Origin of the sequence: Aquipuribacter sp. SD81, assembly GCF_037153975.1 — a bacterium.
Taxonomy (GTDB): Bacteria; Actinomycetota; Actinomycetes; order Actinomycetales; family JBBAYJ01; genus Aquipuribacter.
In genome coordinates this window covers 160998-176132 of record NZ_JBBAYJ010000003.1, presented here as the reverse complement: position 1 = coordinate 176132, position 15135 = coordinate 160998, and the positions used below count along the sequence as shown (strand labels likewise).

The window sequence follows — 15135 nt, the reverse complement described above, 5'->3', positions numbered from 1 at the left end:
ACCGTAGCCGCCCGGCGGCGCCCTAGCCTGCGCAGGTGCCGCATCCCGCCCTCGCCGGCGTCCCCCTTGGCTTCGCCCACCGGGGCCACACCCCCGACGAGCACCGGACCGACGGCCGGCACGCGTGGGAGAACACCGTCGCGGCCTTCCGGGCGGCCGTCGACCTCGGTCTCACGCACCTGGAGACCGACGTCCACGCCACCGCGGACGGCGTCGCCGTCGTGCTGCACGACCCGGACCTGCGACGGACCACGGGCACGCCGGGGCTCGTCCACGAGCTGACCTGGTCGGCGGTGTCGCGGTACCGGGTGGCGGGGCTGCACGCCGTGCCCCGGGTCGAGGAGGTGCTCGAGGCGCTGCCGGGCACGGTGCTCAACGTCGACGTGAAGACCGCCCGGGCCGCGGCGCCGCTCGCCGCCGCGGTGCGCGGCGCGGCGGCGCAGGACCGGGTGGTGGTAGCGGCCTTCGACGGGCGGCGTGCCCGGGCGGTGCAGCGCGCCGTGCCGGGGGTCGCCCGCTCGGCCGGCACCGCCTCGGTCGCCGCGGCGCGCCTCGCGGTCGGGCTCGCGCGGGTCCGCCCGGCCGTCGCCCGGCGCGCGGTGGGGGCGGTCCTGCGCGGCGCGGACGCCCTGCAGGTGCCGGAGCACGCGCGCGGGGTGCGCGTCGTCACCCCCCTGCTCCTCGACGTCGTCCACGACGTCGGCGCGCAGGTCCACGTGTGGACCGTCGACGACCCCGCCGACATGCACCGCCTGCTCGACCTCGGCGTCGACGGGCTCATGAGCGACCGCGCGGACGTGCTCGCCCGCGTGCTCGGTGAGCGCCGCAGCGGGGCCCGGCGGTGAGCCGCGTCGTCCCGCCCGGCCCGCAGGCGGACCTCGCGGCCCGCCGGCACGAGCAGCGCGGCTGGTACGTCTACGACTGGGCGAACTCCGCCTACGTCACGACGGTCGGCACGGTCCTCGTGGGGCCGTACCTCACCGCGGTCGCGACCGCGGCGGCGTGCCCCGACCTGCCGGCCGGCGCCGCCTGCGAGGGCACCGTCGACCTGCTCGGGTTCATCGCGGTGAGCCCCAACAGCCTCGTCGCGTTCCTCATCAGCATCTCCACGGTCGTCATCGCCGTCCTGCTGCCGTTCGTCGGGGCGGTCGCGGACCGCTCGCCCCGGCGCCGGGTCCTGCTCGCGCGGCTCGCGTGGGCCGGCGCGGCGTGCGCGGCGGGGCTGTTCCTCGTGACCGGCGACGACTGGGCGCTGGGGGCGACGCTGCTCGTGCTCGGCAACGCGTTCCTCGCCGCGTCGCTCACCGTGTACGACGCGGTGCTCGTCGACATCGCCACCCCCGACGAGCGGGACGCGGTGTCGAGCCGGGGCTGGGCGCTCGGCTACCTCGGCGGCTTCCTGCTGCTCGTGGTCAACCTCGGGCTCGTGCTCGGCGCCGACGCGCTCGGCGTGCCGGACGGGCTCGCCGTCCGCCTCAGCCTGCTGTCGGCCGCCGTGTGGTGGGCCGGCTTCACGGTCGTGCCGTACCTGCGGCTGCGGGACCGCCCGCCCACCCACGTCGTGGGCGCCGACGAGGCCGGCCGCGGTCTGCTAGGCGTCGCGCGGGGGTCGGTGCGCCAGCTGGTCGCCACCTTCCGCGAGGCGCGCCGCTACCCGCAGACCCTGCTGTTCCTCGGCGCGTACGTGCTCTTCAACGACGGCGTGCAGACGGTCATCGCCGTGTCGAGCATCTACGGCTCCGTCGAGCTCGGCTTCGCGACCGAGCAGCTCATCGTCGCCATCGTCGTCGTCCAGCTCGTCGCCTTCGGCGGCGCGCTCGCCTTCGGCCGTCTCGCGCGCCGGCTCGGGGCGAAGCGGACCATCCTGGTGTCCCTCGCCGTCTGGACGGTCGTGGTCGCGGCGGCGTTCGTGCTGCCGGAGGGCCGGTTCGGCCTGTTCGTCGCCCTCGCCGCGGGCATCGGCCTCGTCCTCGGGGGCACGCAGGCGCTCAGCCGCTCGCTGTTCAGCCAGCTCGTGCCGTTCGGCAAGCAGGCGGAGTACTTCAGCCTGTACCAGGCGGCGGAGCGAGGGACGTCGTGGTTCGGGACGTTCACGTTCGGGGTCGTGCAGCAGGCGACCGGCTCGTTCCGGCTCAGCATCCTCGCCGTCGTCGTGTTCTTCGTGGTGGGCGGGCTCCTCCTGACGCGCGTCGACGTCCGCCGGGGCATCGCCGACGCGGGCAACGAGGCACCCCGCGTCGTGTGAGTGTGAGCCTCCTCACACGTGCGTCGACCGGAACAGGGTGCATCCGCGGGGCGTTCCCATGACGTAACACAGACGGACCCACCGTGGGTCCTGTTCGCGAGACGGAGGTGCGTGATGGCCGAGCGAAGCCTGCGAGGGTCCCGGCTGGGGGCCATGAGCATGGAGTCGGACGCGGCGGTCCAGCCCGCGCCGCGGCGACCCGCCGAGTACGACTGCCCGAACGGCCACACGATCGTGGTGCCGTTCTCGACCGAGGCCGAGCCCCCGGCCCTGTGGGAGTGCCGCTGCGGCGCCGAGGCGCTGCTGCGCGACGCGACGCGACCGGACCCCAAGCCGGTGCGCCCGCAGCGCACGCACTGGGACATGCTGCTCGAGCGCCGCACCATCGCGGAGCTCGAGGAGCTGCTCGAGGAGCGGCTCGCCCTGCTCCGCGAGGGCAAGCTCCCCCGCTCGGCCTGACCCACCGGCGACCCACCGGCCGCGCCGGCTCCCTCAGGAGCCGTCGCGGCCGTCGTGCGTCCGGGCTCTCGCGCCGAGGCGGCGCAGCTGCCCGGCCCGGTGCTCCGCGCCCCACACCGTCACCCGCCACAGCGCCTCGCGCACGATGTCGCCCGACATCTTCGACACGCCCTCGGCGCGCTCGGCGAAGGTGATGGGGACCTCGACGACCGTGAGGCCGGCCCGGACCGCGCGCCACGCGAGGTCGACCTGGAAGCAGTAGCCGGCGGAGGCGACGTCGTCGAGCGGGATGGTGCGCAGCGCGTGGGCGGTGAACGCCCGGTACCCCGCGGTCGCGTCGCGCAGGTGGGTGCCGAGGGCGAGCCGGGTGTAGAGGTTGCCGCCGCGGCTCAGCAGGCGCCGCTGCACGGGCCAGTCGGTGACCTCTCCCCCGTTCACCCACCGCGACCCGATGACGAGGTCGGCGCCGGCCGCGACGGCGGCGAGCAGCCGGTGCAGCTGCTCGGGGGCGTGGGAGCCGTCGGCGTCCATCTCGCACACGACGTCGTAGTCGCGCGCGAGCGCCCACCGGAAAGCCGCGAGGTAGGCCGCGCCGAGACCGTCCTTGCTGGTGCGGTGCAGGACGTGCACGCGCGGGTCGGCCGCGGCGCGCTCGTCGGCGTAGCGGCCCGTGCCGTCGGGGCTGTCGTCGTCGACGACGAGCACGTCGACGTCCGGCTGGGCGGCGCGCAGCCGGTCGAGCAGCCCCGGTAGCGAGTCGATCTCGTCGTACGTGGGGATGCACACGACGGTGCGCGGGGGCACCGGCTCCTCGCTGCTCACGCGGGGTCCTCCGGGGCGTCGGGGCGGGTGGCGGCGGGCGCCGGGCGGACGGGGCGGGTGCTCCGGCCGGGACGCAGGGACTGCACGCCGTGCCCGAGGACGAGCAGCAGCGCGACTGCGACGAGCACGAGCTCGGGCACCGGGCCGACGGCCGTCGCCGGCGTCGTGCCGGTGCGCAGCGTCACGGTGTCGACGAGCACGTCGGGCTCGAACGTCGCCGTGCGACGTCCGGTGCTGCCGTCGACGTCGACGACCGCGCTCGTGCCGACGTTGCTGATGTGCACGAGCTGGCGGCCGTGCTCGACGGCCCGCACGCGGGACATGGCGAGCTGCTGGAGGTTCTCGTCGGTGTCGCCGAAGGTCGCGTTGTTCGTGGGCACGGCGAGCAGGTCGGCGCCGGCGAGCACCTGGCGGCGCATGACGTCGTCCTCGACGACCTCGAAGCAGATGGCGGGCCCGACCAGCGCGGGGCCCATGCCGATGGCGACGCTGCGGTCGCCGGGCGCGAAGTCGGTCACCTGGTCGACGAAGGGCGAGAAGCGCCGGAAGAAGTCCCGGTAGGGGATGTACTCCCCGAACGGCGCGAGGGCCTGCTTGACGTAGAAGCCGGCCTCGTGCGGGTCCGGGGAGGGGTCGGCCGGCGCGGCGTCGGCGGGGCCCACCTCCTCGGTCCGGAAGCCCGTCCCCGGCTCCCAGAGCAGCATCGCGTTGGTGATGTTCTCCCCCGGCCCCTGCAGCACCCCGCCGAGCAGCACCGGCACGCCGACCGCGTCGGTGGCCCGGGCGATCTCGGCGGCGGCGTCGGCGTTGCGCAGCGGGTCGATGTCGGAGGCGTTCTCCGGCCACAGCACGAGGTCGACCGGCTCCGCCTCGCCCGCCTCGATCCGTGCGGCGAGGTCGAGCGTGACCGCCACGTGGTTGTCGAGCACGGCGCGGCGCTGGGCGTTGAAGTCGAGCCCGGCCCGTGGCACGTCCCCCTGCACCGCCGCGACCCGGGCCGTGCCGTCACCCGGCTGCACGGTGCCGCGCGCCGCCGCGAGGCCCGCGACGGCGCCCGCGGCGACGAGGCCGAGGGTGACGACGGCGCCGACGAGCACGGCGCCGGGCCGGCCCGGTCCGGCGAGGCGGCTGCCCCGCGGGAGGCGGGCGAGGCCGAGCAGGAGCACCTGCAGCAGCGCGGTCGCGACCGCCACGACCGCGGCGCCGAGCAGCGGGACGCCGCCGAGGGCCGCGACGCCGAGGAAGGGGCCGTCGGCCTGGGAGAAGCCGAGCCGCCCCCAGCCGAACCCGCCGAACGGCCAGCGGGCCCGCAGCGCCTCGGCGGCGACCCACGCCGAGGACGTGAGCAGCGGCAGCAGCCACGCCGATCGCCCGCCGCGGGCGTCGGCGACCCGCCACGCGAGGGCGAAGCCGGGCACGGCGAGCGCGAGGAGGAGCGCCTCGGCGGTGGCGAGCGCCACCCACGGCAGGGGTCCGACGTAGATCCCGCTCCACTGCAGGTGGGGCAGCAGGAAGCCGAGCCCGAACAGCACCCCGTGGCCGTAGGCCCCGCCGAGGCCGCGGCCACGGCCCAGCAGCACGGCGACGGCGAGCGCGGGCATGGCCAGCCACCACACGTCGGCCGCGGGGAACGCCGCGTCGAGCAGCGCGCCCGCGACGACGGCGAGCGGCACGGCGACGGGCCACGGCACGGCCGGCCGCGACCGGCGCGGCGCGAGGCCGTCGACCTCGCCCACCGGGCCGGCGGCGGGCGCGGCCGGCCCCGGCTCGGTGCTCGTCGACGTCACCGGGGAAGCGTACGCAGCCGACGGGCGACGGCCTGCGCCCACGTGGCCGTCGCCTCGGGCCGCGCCTGCAGCCACAGCGACGGCTCCGTGAGCTCGAGCTCGAGCAGCACCGGCCGGCCGTCGGGGCCGGGCACGGTGTCGACGCGGGCGTACAGCAGCGGCGCCGCCCCGGGGAAGCGGTCGGCGAGCCAGCGCGTCACCCGGTCCGCGAGCGCGGCCTGCTCCGGGGTCGCGCCGCTCGCGCGGATGTCCTCGACCGCGTACAGGCCGTCGGTGGCCGCCGCGTCGGCGTGGAGGATCTGGCCCTTGCGGAAGGCGTGCGACACCTGCCCGTCCAGCACGACGAGGCCGGTCTCCCCGGCCGTGTCGACCGCGTCGAGGTACGGCTGCACGAGCACCGTGCGGCCCGCGTCCAGCAGCGCGTGCACGTGCGCGACGGCGCCGTCGGCCGCGGAGTGGCGCCGGGTGTCCCGGGACCCGGCGCTCACGGTGGGCTTCACCACGACGCTGCCGGCCCCCTCCAGGGCGGCGGCGACCTCGGCGTCGACGCGCGCGCGCTGCTGCGGGCCGAGGGTGGCCGACGGCACGACGGGCACCCCGGCCGCCGCGAGCTCGTCGAGGTACGTCTTGTCGGTGTTCCACTCCAGGACGTGGGCCGGGTTCCACAGCACGGGCACCCTGCGCGCCCACGCGAGGAACTCCTCCCGCCGGGTCGCGTAGTCCCACGTGCTGCGCACGACGGTCGGTGCCGACCAGCCGGCGGCGGGGTCGTCCCACACCTGGAAGCGGACGTCGACGCCGGCCTCGGCCAGGGCGTCGAGCGCGAGGCGGTCGTCGGGGTCCCCGTCCGGGACCTCCGCGCAGGTCGCCCACACGACCTCGAGGGTGCTCACGGGACGACGACGGTACCGGTGGCCGTCGTGACGACGAGGGGTGGCTCGAGCACGCGCGAGGCGGACGGCGACACCTCCGGTGCGGCCCGGCACACGACGCGCGCCTCGAAGCGCACGCCGCGGCTGCGCCGTCCGACCCGGGTGAGCTCGGCGACCACCTCGAGGACGTCGCCCGCGCGGACCGCGTCGAGGAACCGGACCTCGTCGTAGCCGGCGAAGAGGCCCTCGTCGCCGTCGGTCCGGACGCACAGCTCGGTGGCGACGTCGCCGAAGAGCTTCAGCGAGTACGCGCCGTCGACGAGCTGCCCGCCGTAGTGCGCGTCGCCGTGGTGGACGTAGCGGCGGTGCACGACGACGGTCCCGAGCCGCGGGTCCCGCTCGCTCACGCGGGGACCTCACGGCGGGCGGCGGCCCGGGCCGCGACGGCGTGCACGAGGTAGCTCGCGACCTCCCCCGGCGTGGTGCCCCGGCCGAACACCCGGTCGACACCGAGGGCCGCGGCCCCGGCCTCGTCGAAGCGGGGGCCGCCGACGACGAGCAGCGGCCGCCGCTCGGCGGGGAAGGCCTCGCGGAAGGCCGCCGACATCGTCGTCGTGTTGTGGACGTGGGCGTCGCGCTGGGTGACGACCTGGCTCACGAGGACGGCGTCGGCGCGCTCGGCACGGGCTCGCTCGACGAGGTCCGGCACCGACACCTGCGCGCCGAGGTTCACGACCTTCATCTCCCGGTAGTACTCCAGGCCCTTCTCCCCCGCCCAGCCCTTGACGTTGAGGATCGCGTCGATGCCGACGGTGTGGGCGTCGGTGCCGATGCACGCGCCGACCACCACGAGCTTGCGCTGCAGGTGCTCGCGGACGGCGGCGTTGGTCTCCTTCGGGCTCAGCAGCGGGTACTCGCGCTCGACGACCTCGACCGCGGCGACGTCGACGACGTGGCTGACCGGGCCGTACACGACGAAGAACGTGTACCGGTCGCCGATGCCGGTGGCGTGCACGACCATCGGCGCGTCGATGCCCATGCGCCGCGCGAGCTGCTGGGCGGCCCCCTCGGCGCGCTTGCCGGGCGCCAGCGGCAGGGTGAAGGACACCTGGACCATGCCGTCGCCGGTGGTGTCCCCGTACGGGCGGACGACGGGCGGGACGCCGTCGGGCAGCGCGCTCACGCGGGCACCTCCTCGGGCTCGCGCACCGTGCGGGCCTCGAGCAGCTCGCTGACGGGGTTGACGTAGCCGTCGGCGCGCTCGACGACGCCGTCGAGGCCGCGGCCGGCGTCGGCGGGGCGGCGCATGCCGCCGAAGGTGCCCTCGGCGATGGCGCCGAGCAGCCCGCCGGGGCTGCCGACGATCCGCTCGAGCAGGTCGACGGCCTCGGAGAGCACGTGCCGGGCGCGCGTGGCGACGAGCCCGTCGGGGGCGGGCACGAAGTCCTCACCCAGCCGCCCGGCCGCGCGCTGGACGTAGCGGACGTTGCGCAGCGCCAGGTCGCGGTCCGAGAGCCACGGGGTCACCACGGCCTCCGTCATCATCCCGACGAGGAGGATGTCCTGGTCGGTCATGGACCCGACGAGGTTGAAGAACCCGTCGAGCAGGTAGCCGCGGAACACGTCGCCGGTCATGTGCCGGGTCGGCGGCATCCACTTCAGGGGCGCGTCGGGGAACAGCGTGCGCGCGAGCAGGGCGTGGGCGAGCTCGAGGCGGAACGACTCCGGCACCTCGGGGTCGATCTCGAACGCGTGGCCGAGGCCGAGCAGGGGGTCGGGCAGGCCCGCCTCGTGCGCGAAGGTCTCGTTGAGCAGCTGCGACACCGTGACGGTGTGGGCGGCGTCCACGGCGTCGGCGGTGGTGAGGTAGTTGTCCTCGCCGGTGTTGATGATGATGCCGGCGCGGGCGTGGACCTGGCGGCTGAAGCGCTGGTCGACGAAGGTGCGGACCGGGTTGATGTCGCGGAAGAGGATCCCGTACATCGAGTCGTTGAGCATCATGTCGAGCCGCGCGAGGCCCGCGAGCGTCGCGATCTCCGGCATGCACAGCCCGCTCGCGTAGTTGGTGAGGCGCACGTAGCGGCCCACCTCGTGCGAGACCTCGTCGAGGGCCGCGCGCATGATGCGGAAGTTCTCCGCCGTCGCGTACGTGCCGGCGTACCCCTCACGGGTCGCGCCCTCGGGCACGTAGTCGAGCAGCGACTGCCCGGTGGAGCGGATGACGGCGATGACGTCGGCGCCCGCGCGGGCGGCCGCCTGCGCCTGCGGGACGTCCTCGTAGATGTCGCCGGTCGCGACGATGAGGTAGATCCACGGCCGCTGCGGCGGGTCGCCGATCCGCCCGACCAGCGCCTCCCGGTCGGCGCGGGCGGTGTCCACGCGGGCGACCCCGGCCGCGGCGGCGGCCCGCGCGCCCGCGAGGGCGTCCCGGTGCTCGCCGCCCCCGGGCAGCCGGAAGCGCGCGGCCCCGGCCGCGGCGCGCTGCGCGAGCCGCGTGAGGTCCGGCGCCTCGCCGCGGGCGAGCGCGTCCCACACCGGCAGGGCGACGCCGTGCTCGAGGCCCGTGCCGGCCCGGACGGCGTCGACGAGGTGGTTGACCCACGGGATGCCGTCGGCGTCGGCGCCCGCCAGGCCCGCCATGCGCAGCACCGCCCGCTCGACGCTGACGGTCGTGCGGGTGCGGGCGAGGTCGACGACCGGAGCGGCGGCGGCGTGGGCGAGCTCGCGGGCGCGCGCGACGGTGCCGGCGTCGAGGTCGAGGCGGGGGCGGTGCCGCCCGGGCGGGCTGTCGGTCACGGGACTCCTCCTGGCAGGGCGGCCACGTCGCCGGTGTCGTGGACGGTGCGCCCGGCGACGACGGTCGCGAGGCAGCGGGGGCGGGGGGCGCCCGGGCCGAGGTCCGGCAGCGCGGGCACGCGGGAGCGCGGGTCGGTGCTCCACGCCTGGATGCGGTCGTCGGGCGCCTGCACGACGAGCTCCCCCGCCTCCCACACGGCGAGGTCCGCCGGGGCGCCCGGCACGAGGACGCCGAGGGAGTCGTGCACGTGCCGGTCGTCGAAGGCGGCCCGGTGGGCGCCGCGGGTGCTCGCTGCGAAGGCGGCGCGGGCGCTGACGCGCTCGGCGTCGTCGTGGTGGAACGCCGCCGCCGCCACGGTCCCCCACGGGTCGAGGGGGGTGACGGGGCTGTCGGAGCCGAAGGCGAGCGGCACGCCCGCACCCGCGAGCGCCCCGACCCGGTTGAGCCGGCGGTGGGCCCCGAGGCGGCGCGCGTACAGGCTCGCGTCGCCCCCCCAGAGCGCGTCGAACAGCGGCTGCATGCTCGCGACCACGCCGAGGTCCGCCAGCGCCGCGACCTGAGCGTCGTCGGCGGCCTCGACGTGCTCCAGCCGCAGGCGCGCCGCGGCGAGCCGGGGCCCGCCGAGCACCTCACGCGCCCGGGTGAGGGCCTCGAGCACGGTGTCGAGGGCGGCGTCGCCGATGACGTGGAAGCCCGGCTGCACGCCCGCCTCGACGCACGCGACGACGTGGGTGGCCATGACCTCGGCGGACAGGTACGCGTGCCCGGCGTGGGCGGCGTGCTCGGGCGGGTTGTCGGCGTACGGCTCGCGGAAAGCGGCCGTGCGCGAGCCGATCGACCCGTCGGCGGACAGGTCGCCCGCGAGCCCGCCGGGGCGGACGTGCTCCGGCAGGCCGAGCCCGGCCAGCAGCGCGCGGGCGTGCCCGGCGTCCTCGGCCGCCTCGCCCCAGTACGGCCGCAGCCGGACCCCGACCCGCTCGGCCACGCCGACGAGGACCCGCAGGTCGTCCGGGCCGCCGATGAACGGCCCGGACATCTCGTGCAGCGTGCCGATGCCGGCGGCGGCCGCGGCCGCGAGACCCGCCTCGTGCGCGGCCGTGCGCTCGGGCTCGGCGACGTCTCGCGCGTGCGCGCGGGCGTGGTGGTGCGCGTCGCGCTCGACGCGGGCGGTGCCGTCGTGACCGGGGAGGCCCTCGACGCCGGACTCCGCGACGAGCCGTCGGGACACGAGCGCGGAGTGCACGTCGACGCGGCTCAGGTAGACGAGCGCGTCCGGCGCGGCGCGCTCGAGCTCCTCCGGGGTCGGCACCCGCTGCTCGGCGAGCAGCGTCTCGTCCCAGCCGTGGCCGAGCACGCGGCGGCCGGGGTGGGCCCTCGCCCAGGCGGCGACGGCGTCGAGCAGCTCCGTGACGCTGCGCACGCCGGTGAGGTCGACCCCGGTGACGAGCAGCCCGGTGTCGAAGGTGTGCACGTGCCCGTCGACGAAGGCGGGCGTCACGAGCGCCCCGGCGAGGTCGACGACGCGGTCGTCCCCGCGCAGGTCGCGGGCGAGGGCGTCGGCCGCCTCGTCGCCGCCGACCCACGCGACGGTCCCGTCCTCCACGAGCAGCGCCTGGGCGTAGGGGTCGGCGGGGCTGTACACCGCACCGTGGCGGTAGAGCGTCCTCGTCATGCGCCCATCCTCACGCCGTCCGGCCCCGGAAGAGCCGCTGCACCCCCGGGGTGGCCCGGAACAGGTCGAGCGCGAGCGCCGCGTGGCCGGGCGTGTAGCCGTTGCCCACGAGCATGGTGACGTCCGCCGCGAGCCCCTCGGCGCCGAGCGCGGCGGCGCTGAACGACGTCGCCATGGAGAAGAAGACGACGGTCCCGCCGTCGTCGGTGACGAGGACCGCGCCGTGCTCGCAGCCCGGCACGTCGACGCACACGACGGTGACGTCGGCGCCGTGCCCGCCGAGGGCCTCCTGCACGGCGGCGGAGGCGGCGAGGGGGTCGCGGGCGTCGGCGAGGACGACGGCGTCGGCGAGGTCGGCGTCCGCCAGGGCGGCCGCCTCGTGCTCGACGGGGACGAGCCCGACGAGCCGGCCGGCACCGGCGGCGCGCGCGGCCGCGAGGGACAGGGCGCCGGACTTGCCCGCGGCGCCGAGCACGACGACGTCGGACCGCAGCCCGCGCGCGACGCGGTCGCGCACGACCCGGTCGACGAGCGCGGGCGCGCCGCACACGTCCATGACGGCGAGCACGGTCTCCTCGGGCAGGTCGTCGGGCACGACGGCGGCGATGCTGCGCGCGAAGAGGACCGCGTGGCCGCTCGTCGGCACCTGCTCGCCGCGGCCGTCCCAGCGCTCGAGGTCGTCGTCGAGGTGCAGCGGGGTGAGGGTGAGGCTCACGAGGGTCGCGACGCGCTGCCCTGCCTCGAGACCGAGCGGGCTCGCGGGACCGACCTCCTCGACGGTGCCGAGCAGCATGCCGCCGGAGCCGGTCACGGGGTTGTGCATCTTGCCGCGGCTGCGCACGATCCCGAGCACCTCCCGGCGCACCGCGTCGGGGTCGCCGCCGGCGGCCTCGCGGAGCTGACGCGCGCTGGCGGCGTCGAGGTTGAGCCGGTCGACGCGGACCCGCACCTCCCCCGGCCACAGCGCAGGGCGTGTGTCCAGGCGGGCGGCGGCCTGCGGCAGCACCCCGGCGGGCTCGAGCACGCGGTGCGCCCCGACAGGGGACTCCGCCGTCATCTCCACCACGCGACGAAGCGTAGACGCAAACATCGTGCGTGGGTGACGTGACAGACGGAAGGATCGTCCATATCCTCGGCGTGTGACCGCAGCCCAGCCGTACAGCTACGCCCGTCGTCCCCTCGTCGAGCCCGACTGGCGTCGCATGCCGGGCTGGCGGGACGTCACCGAGGCGCAGTGGCGGGACGTGCAGTGGCAGCGCACGAGCTGCGTGAAGAACGCCGCCCAGCTGCGGGCCGTCATGGGCGACCTGCTCACCGACGACGTCTACGACGACCTCGTCGCCGACCAGGAGCAGCGCGCGACCATGTCGATGCTGCTGCCGCCGCAGATGCTCAACACGATCGTGCCCGGCACCGGCCCCGACGGGCTGCCCGCCGCGGGCGCCGACTGGTCGGCGGCGTTCCGCGCCGACCCCGTGCGCCGCTACATGCTGCCGCTGCTGTCCGACCGCTTCACCGAGTGGGCCTCGCACCCGTTCTCGAGCCGCGACTCCCTGCACGAGCACGACATGTGGGCCGTCGAGGGCCTCACGCACCGCTACCCCACGAAGGTGCTCGCGGAGATCCTGCCCACGTGCCCGCAGTACTGCGGTCACTGCACGCGCATGGACCTCGTCGGCAACTCCACGCCGCAGGTGGAGAAGCTGAAGTTCGCGCTCAAGCCGGCGAACCGGCTGCAGGACATGCTCGACTACCTCCGCCGCAGCCCCCAGGTGCGCGACGTCGTAGTGTCCGGCGGCGACGTCGCGAACATGCCGTGGCCGCGCCTGGAGGCGTTCCTCGACGACGTGCTGCGCATCGACAACATCCGTGACGTGCGCCTCGCGAGCAAGGCGCTCATGGGGCTGCCGCAGCACTGGCTGTCCCCCGCGGTCGTCGAGGGCATGACGCGGGTCGCGCGGACCGCGCGCGAGCGCGGCGTGTCGCTCGCGATCCACACGCACGTCAACGCCGCGAGCAGCCTCACCCCGCTCGTGGCCGAGGCCGCGCGCACGATGCTCGAGGCGGGTGTGCGGGACGTCCGCAACCAGGGCGTGCTCATGCGCGGGGTCAACGACACCGCGGAGGCGCTGCTCGACCTCTGCTTCGGGCTGCAGGACGAGGCCTCGATCACGCCGTACTACTTCTACATGTGCGACATGATCCCGGCCGCCGAGCACTGGCGGACCTCGCTCGCCTCGGCCCAGGAGCTGCAGCACGCGATCATGGGCTACCTGCCGGGCTTCGCGACGCCGCGGATCGTGTGCGACGTGCCGTTCGTCGGCAAGCGCTGGGTGCACCAGGTGCACTCCTACGACCGGGTGCGCGGCATCAGCGAGTGGACGAAGAACTACCGGACGTCCGTGGAGGCCGAGGACCCGGACGCGCTGGAGCGCACCTACCCGTACTACGACCCGATCGACACCCTGCCCGAGGAGGGGCAGCGGTGGTGGGCCGAGCGGCAGCGTCTCGACGCGGGCCTCGGGCAGCTCGTCGCCGGCTGACCGGCTCGGACTCAGCCCTCGTCGAGGCCGCGGTCCACGGCCAGGCGCATGAGCTCGTAGCGGCTGCTCACCTGCAGCTTGCGGAAGATGCTCTGCACGTGGTTCTGCACGGTGCGGACACTGATCACGAGCCGCTCGGCGATGTCGCGGTAGGCGTAGCCCTTGGCCACGTAGCGGAGGATCTCCGTCTCGCGCTCGGTGAGCCGGGCGACGTCGTCGTCAGGCCCAGGGCCCGTCGGCCCGGGCGCGCCGCCCGCGGCGACGCGACGGAACTCCCCGAGCACGAGCGCGGCGAGGGTCGGGGAGAACACCGGCTCCCCCGCCACCACCTGCCGGGCCGCGGCGCGCAGCTCGTCGGCCGTCGCGCTCTTGAGCAGGTAGCCGCTCGCACCGGCCTTGACCGCGGCGAGCACGTCCGGCGCCTCGCCGGAGGCGCTCAGCACGAGGACGCGCGCGCCCGGCACGTCCGCGAGCAGGCGGCCGATCACCTCACCGCCGCCCATGCCCGGCATCGACAGGTCGAGCAGGACGAGGTCGGGACGGTGGCGACGGGCCACCTCGAGGGCGGCCGCACCGTCGCCGGCCTGCGCGACGACGAGAAAGTCCGCCTCGCGCTCCAGGTCGGCGCGTACCCCCTCGCGCCACATCGGGTGGTCGTCGACGACGACGACGCGCACGGGTCCGCTCACCTCACGCATCCTCCCCGGCCGGGCCCGCGGGCGGCAGGGGGACACGCAGCTCCACCTCGGTGCCGCGGCCGGGCGTGCTCGTGACGGTCGTGCGCCCGCCGAGGTCGGCGACCCTGCCGGCGACGCTGTGCCGCAGCCCCATCCGCCCCTCGCGGTCCAGCCGGGCCGGGTCGTGGACGAAGCCGGCGCCGTCGTCGCGCACGGACACGACGAGCTCCTCGCCCTCGTCCTCGGCGTAGACCCACGCCCTCGGTGTGCCCGCGTGCCGCTCGGTGTTCGCGAGGCACTGCGCGACCGCCGCCGCCACCGCGTCCACCACGGTCGGCGGGAGCGGGCGCCCGAGGAGGGTCGTCACCTGCACGTCGAGGCCCGGCACGCCCGCGGCGACGTCGAGCAGCGCCTCCCGCAGGGGCACCTCCGCGCCGGGCGCCTGCCGGCTGCGCAGCAGCAGCTCGCGCAGGTGCCGCTCCTGGCGGGCGGCGAGGTCGGCGAGGTCCTGCACCGCCGCGGGGGCGGGCGCGGGCTCGGCCGCGAGCTCCCGGCCGCGCTTGTGCACGAGCGCGAGGGACTGCAGCACGGAGTCGTGGACGGCCCGGGCCAGCCCCTCGCGCTCCGCCAGCCGGGCCGCCTCCTCCGTCGCCCGCAGCCGCGCGACCTCGGCCGCCCGCAGCCGGGCCGCGCTGCGCTGGACGAGGGTGGACACGAGGCCGACCCCCGTGCCGGCGAGCACGAGGCTGAACGCGTCGCCGGCGACGTCGAGGACGCTCTCGTCGACCGCGGCGAGCGTGAGCCCCTCGACGACGTGGGCGAGCACGTAGACGACCCCGAGCACCGCGCCGGCGAGCGCGCCGCCGCGGGCGCCGCGGACCGCACCCCACGTCACCGCGGCGGCGACGGGGTACACCGTCGCGAGCGACGGGGCGACCGCCGCGACCACGAGGAGCCCGGCGCACAGCGCGAGGTCCGCCGCGAGCCACGCCGGGCCCCACGCCGGCCGGCGCAGCGTGAGCAGCAGCGTCCACCCCGCCGTCACCACCACCGCGGCCACCCCGAGGGGGACGTGGAGCCGTCCCTCGCCCAGCACGAGCAGCAGCACGAGCCACGCGCACACGCACCACCGCACGACGAGGATGCCGGCCAGCAGGGCGCCGGGCCGCGCCGCGGCCCCGGCGAGGTCGGGCAGGCGCAGGCCCGGGTAGGTAGGAGTGCTCACGCGTCCCCCTCTCCGACGGGTAGCAGCCGCAGCCGG

Annotated in this window: 14 protein-coding genes; 4 read left to right on the top strand and 10 right to left on the bottom strand. The window is 76.3% G+C overall.

The features are described 5' to 3' along the window. The first annotated feature begins 35 nt into the window (after window positions 1–35). The 3 genes from WAA21_RS02985 (at window position 36) to WAA21_RS02975 (ending at window position 2704) form a co-directional block, all read left to right on the top strand. Entirely contained in the window at window positions 36–845 is an 810-nt protein-coding gene (locus WAA21_RS02985; protein WP_336921249.1) for a glycerophosphodiester phosphodiesterase family protein, read from the top strand. Next, window positions 842–2245, top strand: coding sequence for an MFS transporter (locus WAA21_RS02980; RefSeq protein ID WP_336921248.1), 1404 nt, complete (start codon window positions 842–844; stop codon window positions 2243–2245). Before WAA21_RS02985 ends, WAA21_RS02980 begins: the two co-directional genes overlap by 4 nt. 114 nt (window positions 2246–2359) lie before the next feature. Further along, window positions 2360–2704, top strand: a complete 345-nt coding sequence (locus WAA21_RS02975; RefSeq protein WP_336921247.1) for an RNA polymerase-binding protein RbpA — start codon at window positions 2360–2362, stop codon at window positions 2702–2704. A 33-nt stretch (window positions 2705–2737) separates the two neighbouring features. Here WAA21_RS02975 and WAA21_RS02970 read toward each other — a convergent pair whose 3' ends face one another. The 8 genes from WAA21_RS02970 to WAA21_RS02935 are packed head-to-tail and all read right to left on the bottom strand — an operon-like array spanning window position 2738 to window position 11711. After that, complete coding sequence (locus WAA21_RS02970; RefSeq protein WP_336921246.1) at window positions 2738–3526, bottom strand: polyprenol monophosphomannose synthase; 789 nt, start codon at window positions 3524–3526, stop codon at window positions 2738–2740. After that, window positions 3523–5313: an apolipoprotein N-acyltransferase gene (gene lnt, locus WAA21_RS02965; protein ID WP_336921245.1), complete on the bottom strand. Its 1791-nt coding sequence runs from the start codon at window positions 5311–5313 to the stop codon at window positions 3523–3525. The genes WAA21_RS02970 and lnt overlap by 4 nt, the downstream gene beginning before the upstream one ends. Further along, window positions 5310–6206 carry an ATP-grasp domain-containing protein gene (locus WAA21_RS02960; RefSeq protein ID WP_336921244.1) on the bottom strand — a complete coding sequence of 299 codons (897 nt, stop codon included), beginning with the start codon at window positions 6204–6206 and terminating at the stop codon, window positions 5310–5312. Before WAA21_RS02960 ends, lnt begins: the two co-directional genes overlap by 4 nt. Further along, on the bottom strand, window positions 6203–6592 hold the full coding sequence (locus WAA21_RS02955) for a hotdog domain-containing protein (protein ID WP_336921243.1): 390 nt from the start codon (window positions 6590–6592) through the stop codon (window positions 6203–6205). The genes WAA21_RS02960 and WAA21_RS02955 overlap by 4 nt, the downstream gene beginning before the upstream one ends. Continuing rightward, entirely contained in the window at window positions 6589–7368 is a 780-nt protein-coding gene (locus WAA21_RS02950; protein ID WP_336921242.1) for an OAM dimerization domain-containing protein, read from the bottom strand. Before WAA21_RS02950 ends, WAA21_RS02955 begins: the two co-directional genes overlap by 4 nt. Then, window positions 7365–8981: a lysine 5,6-aminomutase subunit alpha TIM-barrel domain-containing protein gene (locus tag WAA21_RS02945; RefSeq protein ID WP_336921241.1), complete on the bottom strand. Its 1617-nt coding sequence runs from the start codon at window positions 8979–8981 to the stop codon at window positions 7365–7367. Before WAA21_RS02945 ends, WAA21_RS02950 begins: the two co-directional genes overlap by 4 nt. Then, window positions 8978–10654: an amidohydrolase gene (locus tag WAA21_RS02940; RefSeq protein ID WP_336921240.1), complete on the bottom strand. Its 1677-nt coding sequence runs from the start codon at window positions 10652–10654 to the stop codon at window positions 8978–8980. The genes WAA21_RS02945 and WAA21_RS02940 overlap by 4 nt, the downstream gene beginning before the upstream one ends. A 10-nt stretch (window positions 10655–10664) precedes the next feature. Beyond that, window positions 10665–11711 carry an L-erythro-3,5-diaminohexanoate dehydrogenase gene (locus tag WAA21_RS02935; RefSeq protein WP_336921280.1) on the bottom strand — a complete coding sequence of 349 codons (1047 nt, stop codon included), beginning with the start codon at window positions 11709–11711 and terminating at the stop codon, window positions 10665–10667. 82 nt (window positions 11712–11793) lie between these two features. Between WAA21_RS02935 and WAA21_RS02930 the strand changes: the two genes are divergently transcribed. After that, on the top strand, window positions 11794–13197 hold the full coding sequence (locus tag WAA21_RS02930) for a KamA family radical SAM protein (RefSeq protein ID WP_442893218.1): 1404 nt from the start codon (window positions 11794–11796) through the stop codon (window positions 13195–13197). Window positions 13198–13208: 11 nt separating this feature from the next. Here WAA21_RS02930 and WAA21_RS02925 read toward each other — a convergent pair whose 3' ends face one another. Together WAA21_RS02925 and WAA21_RS02920 are read right to left on the bottom strand one after the other, a co-directional pair. Continuing rightward, the gene (locus WAA21_RS02925) at window positions 13209–13895 is read right to left on the bottom strand and encodes a response regulator transcription factor (protein ID WP_336921239.1); all 687 of its coding nucleotides are present in this window, start codon (window positions 13893–13895) and stop codon (window positions 13209–13211) included. After that, the gene (locus WAA21_RS02920) at window positions 13888–15099 is read right to left on the bottom strand and encodes a sensor histidine kinase (RefSeq protein ID WP_336921238.1); all 1212 of its coding nucleotides are present in this window, start codon (window positions 15097–15099) and stop codon (window positions 13888–13890) included. The genes WAA21_RS02925 and WAA21_RS02920 overlap by 8 nt, the downstream gene beginning before the upstream one ends. Window positions 15100–15135 lie beyond the last annotated feature (36 nt).

What these genes read in the sequence shown, in the direction of transcription:
- WAA21_RS02975 (WP_336921247.1), top strand. Translation starts at nt 2,360, where the DNA reads ATGGCCGAGCGAAGCCTGCGAGGGTCCCGGCTGGGGGCCATGAGCATG.
- WAA21_RS02940 (WP_336921240.1), bottom strand. Translation starts at nt 10,654, where the DNA reads ATGACGAGGACGCTCTACCGCCACGGTGCGGTGTACAGCCCCGCCGAC.
- WAA21_RS02935 (WP_336921280.1), bottom strand. Translation starts at nt 11,711, where the DNA reads ATGACGGCGGAGTCCCCTGTCGGGGCGCACCGCGTGCTCGAGCCCGCC.
- WAA21_RS02925 (WP_336921239.1), bottom strand. Translation starts at nt 13,895, where the DNA reads ATGCGTGAGGTGAGCGGACCCGTGCGCGTCGTCGTCGTCGACGACCAC.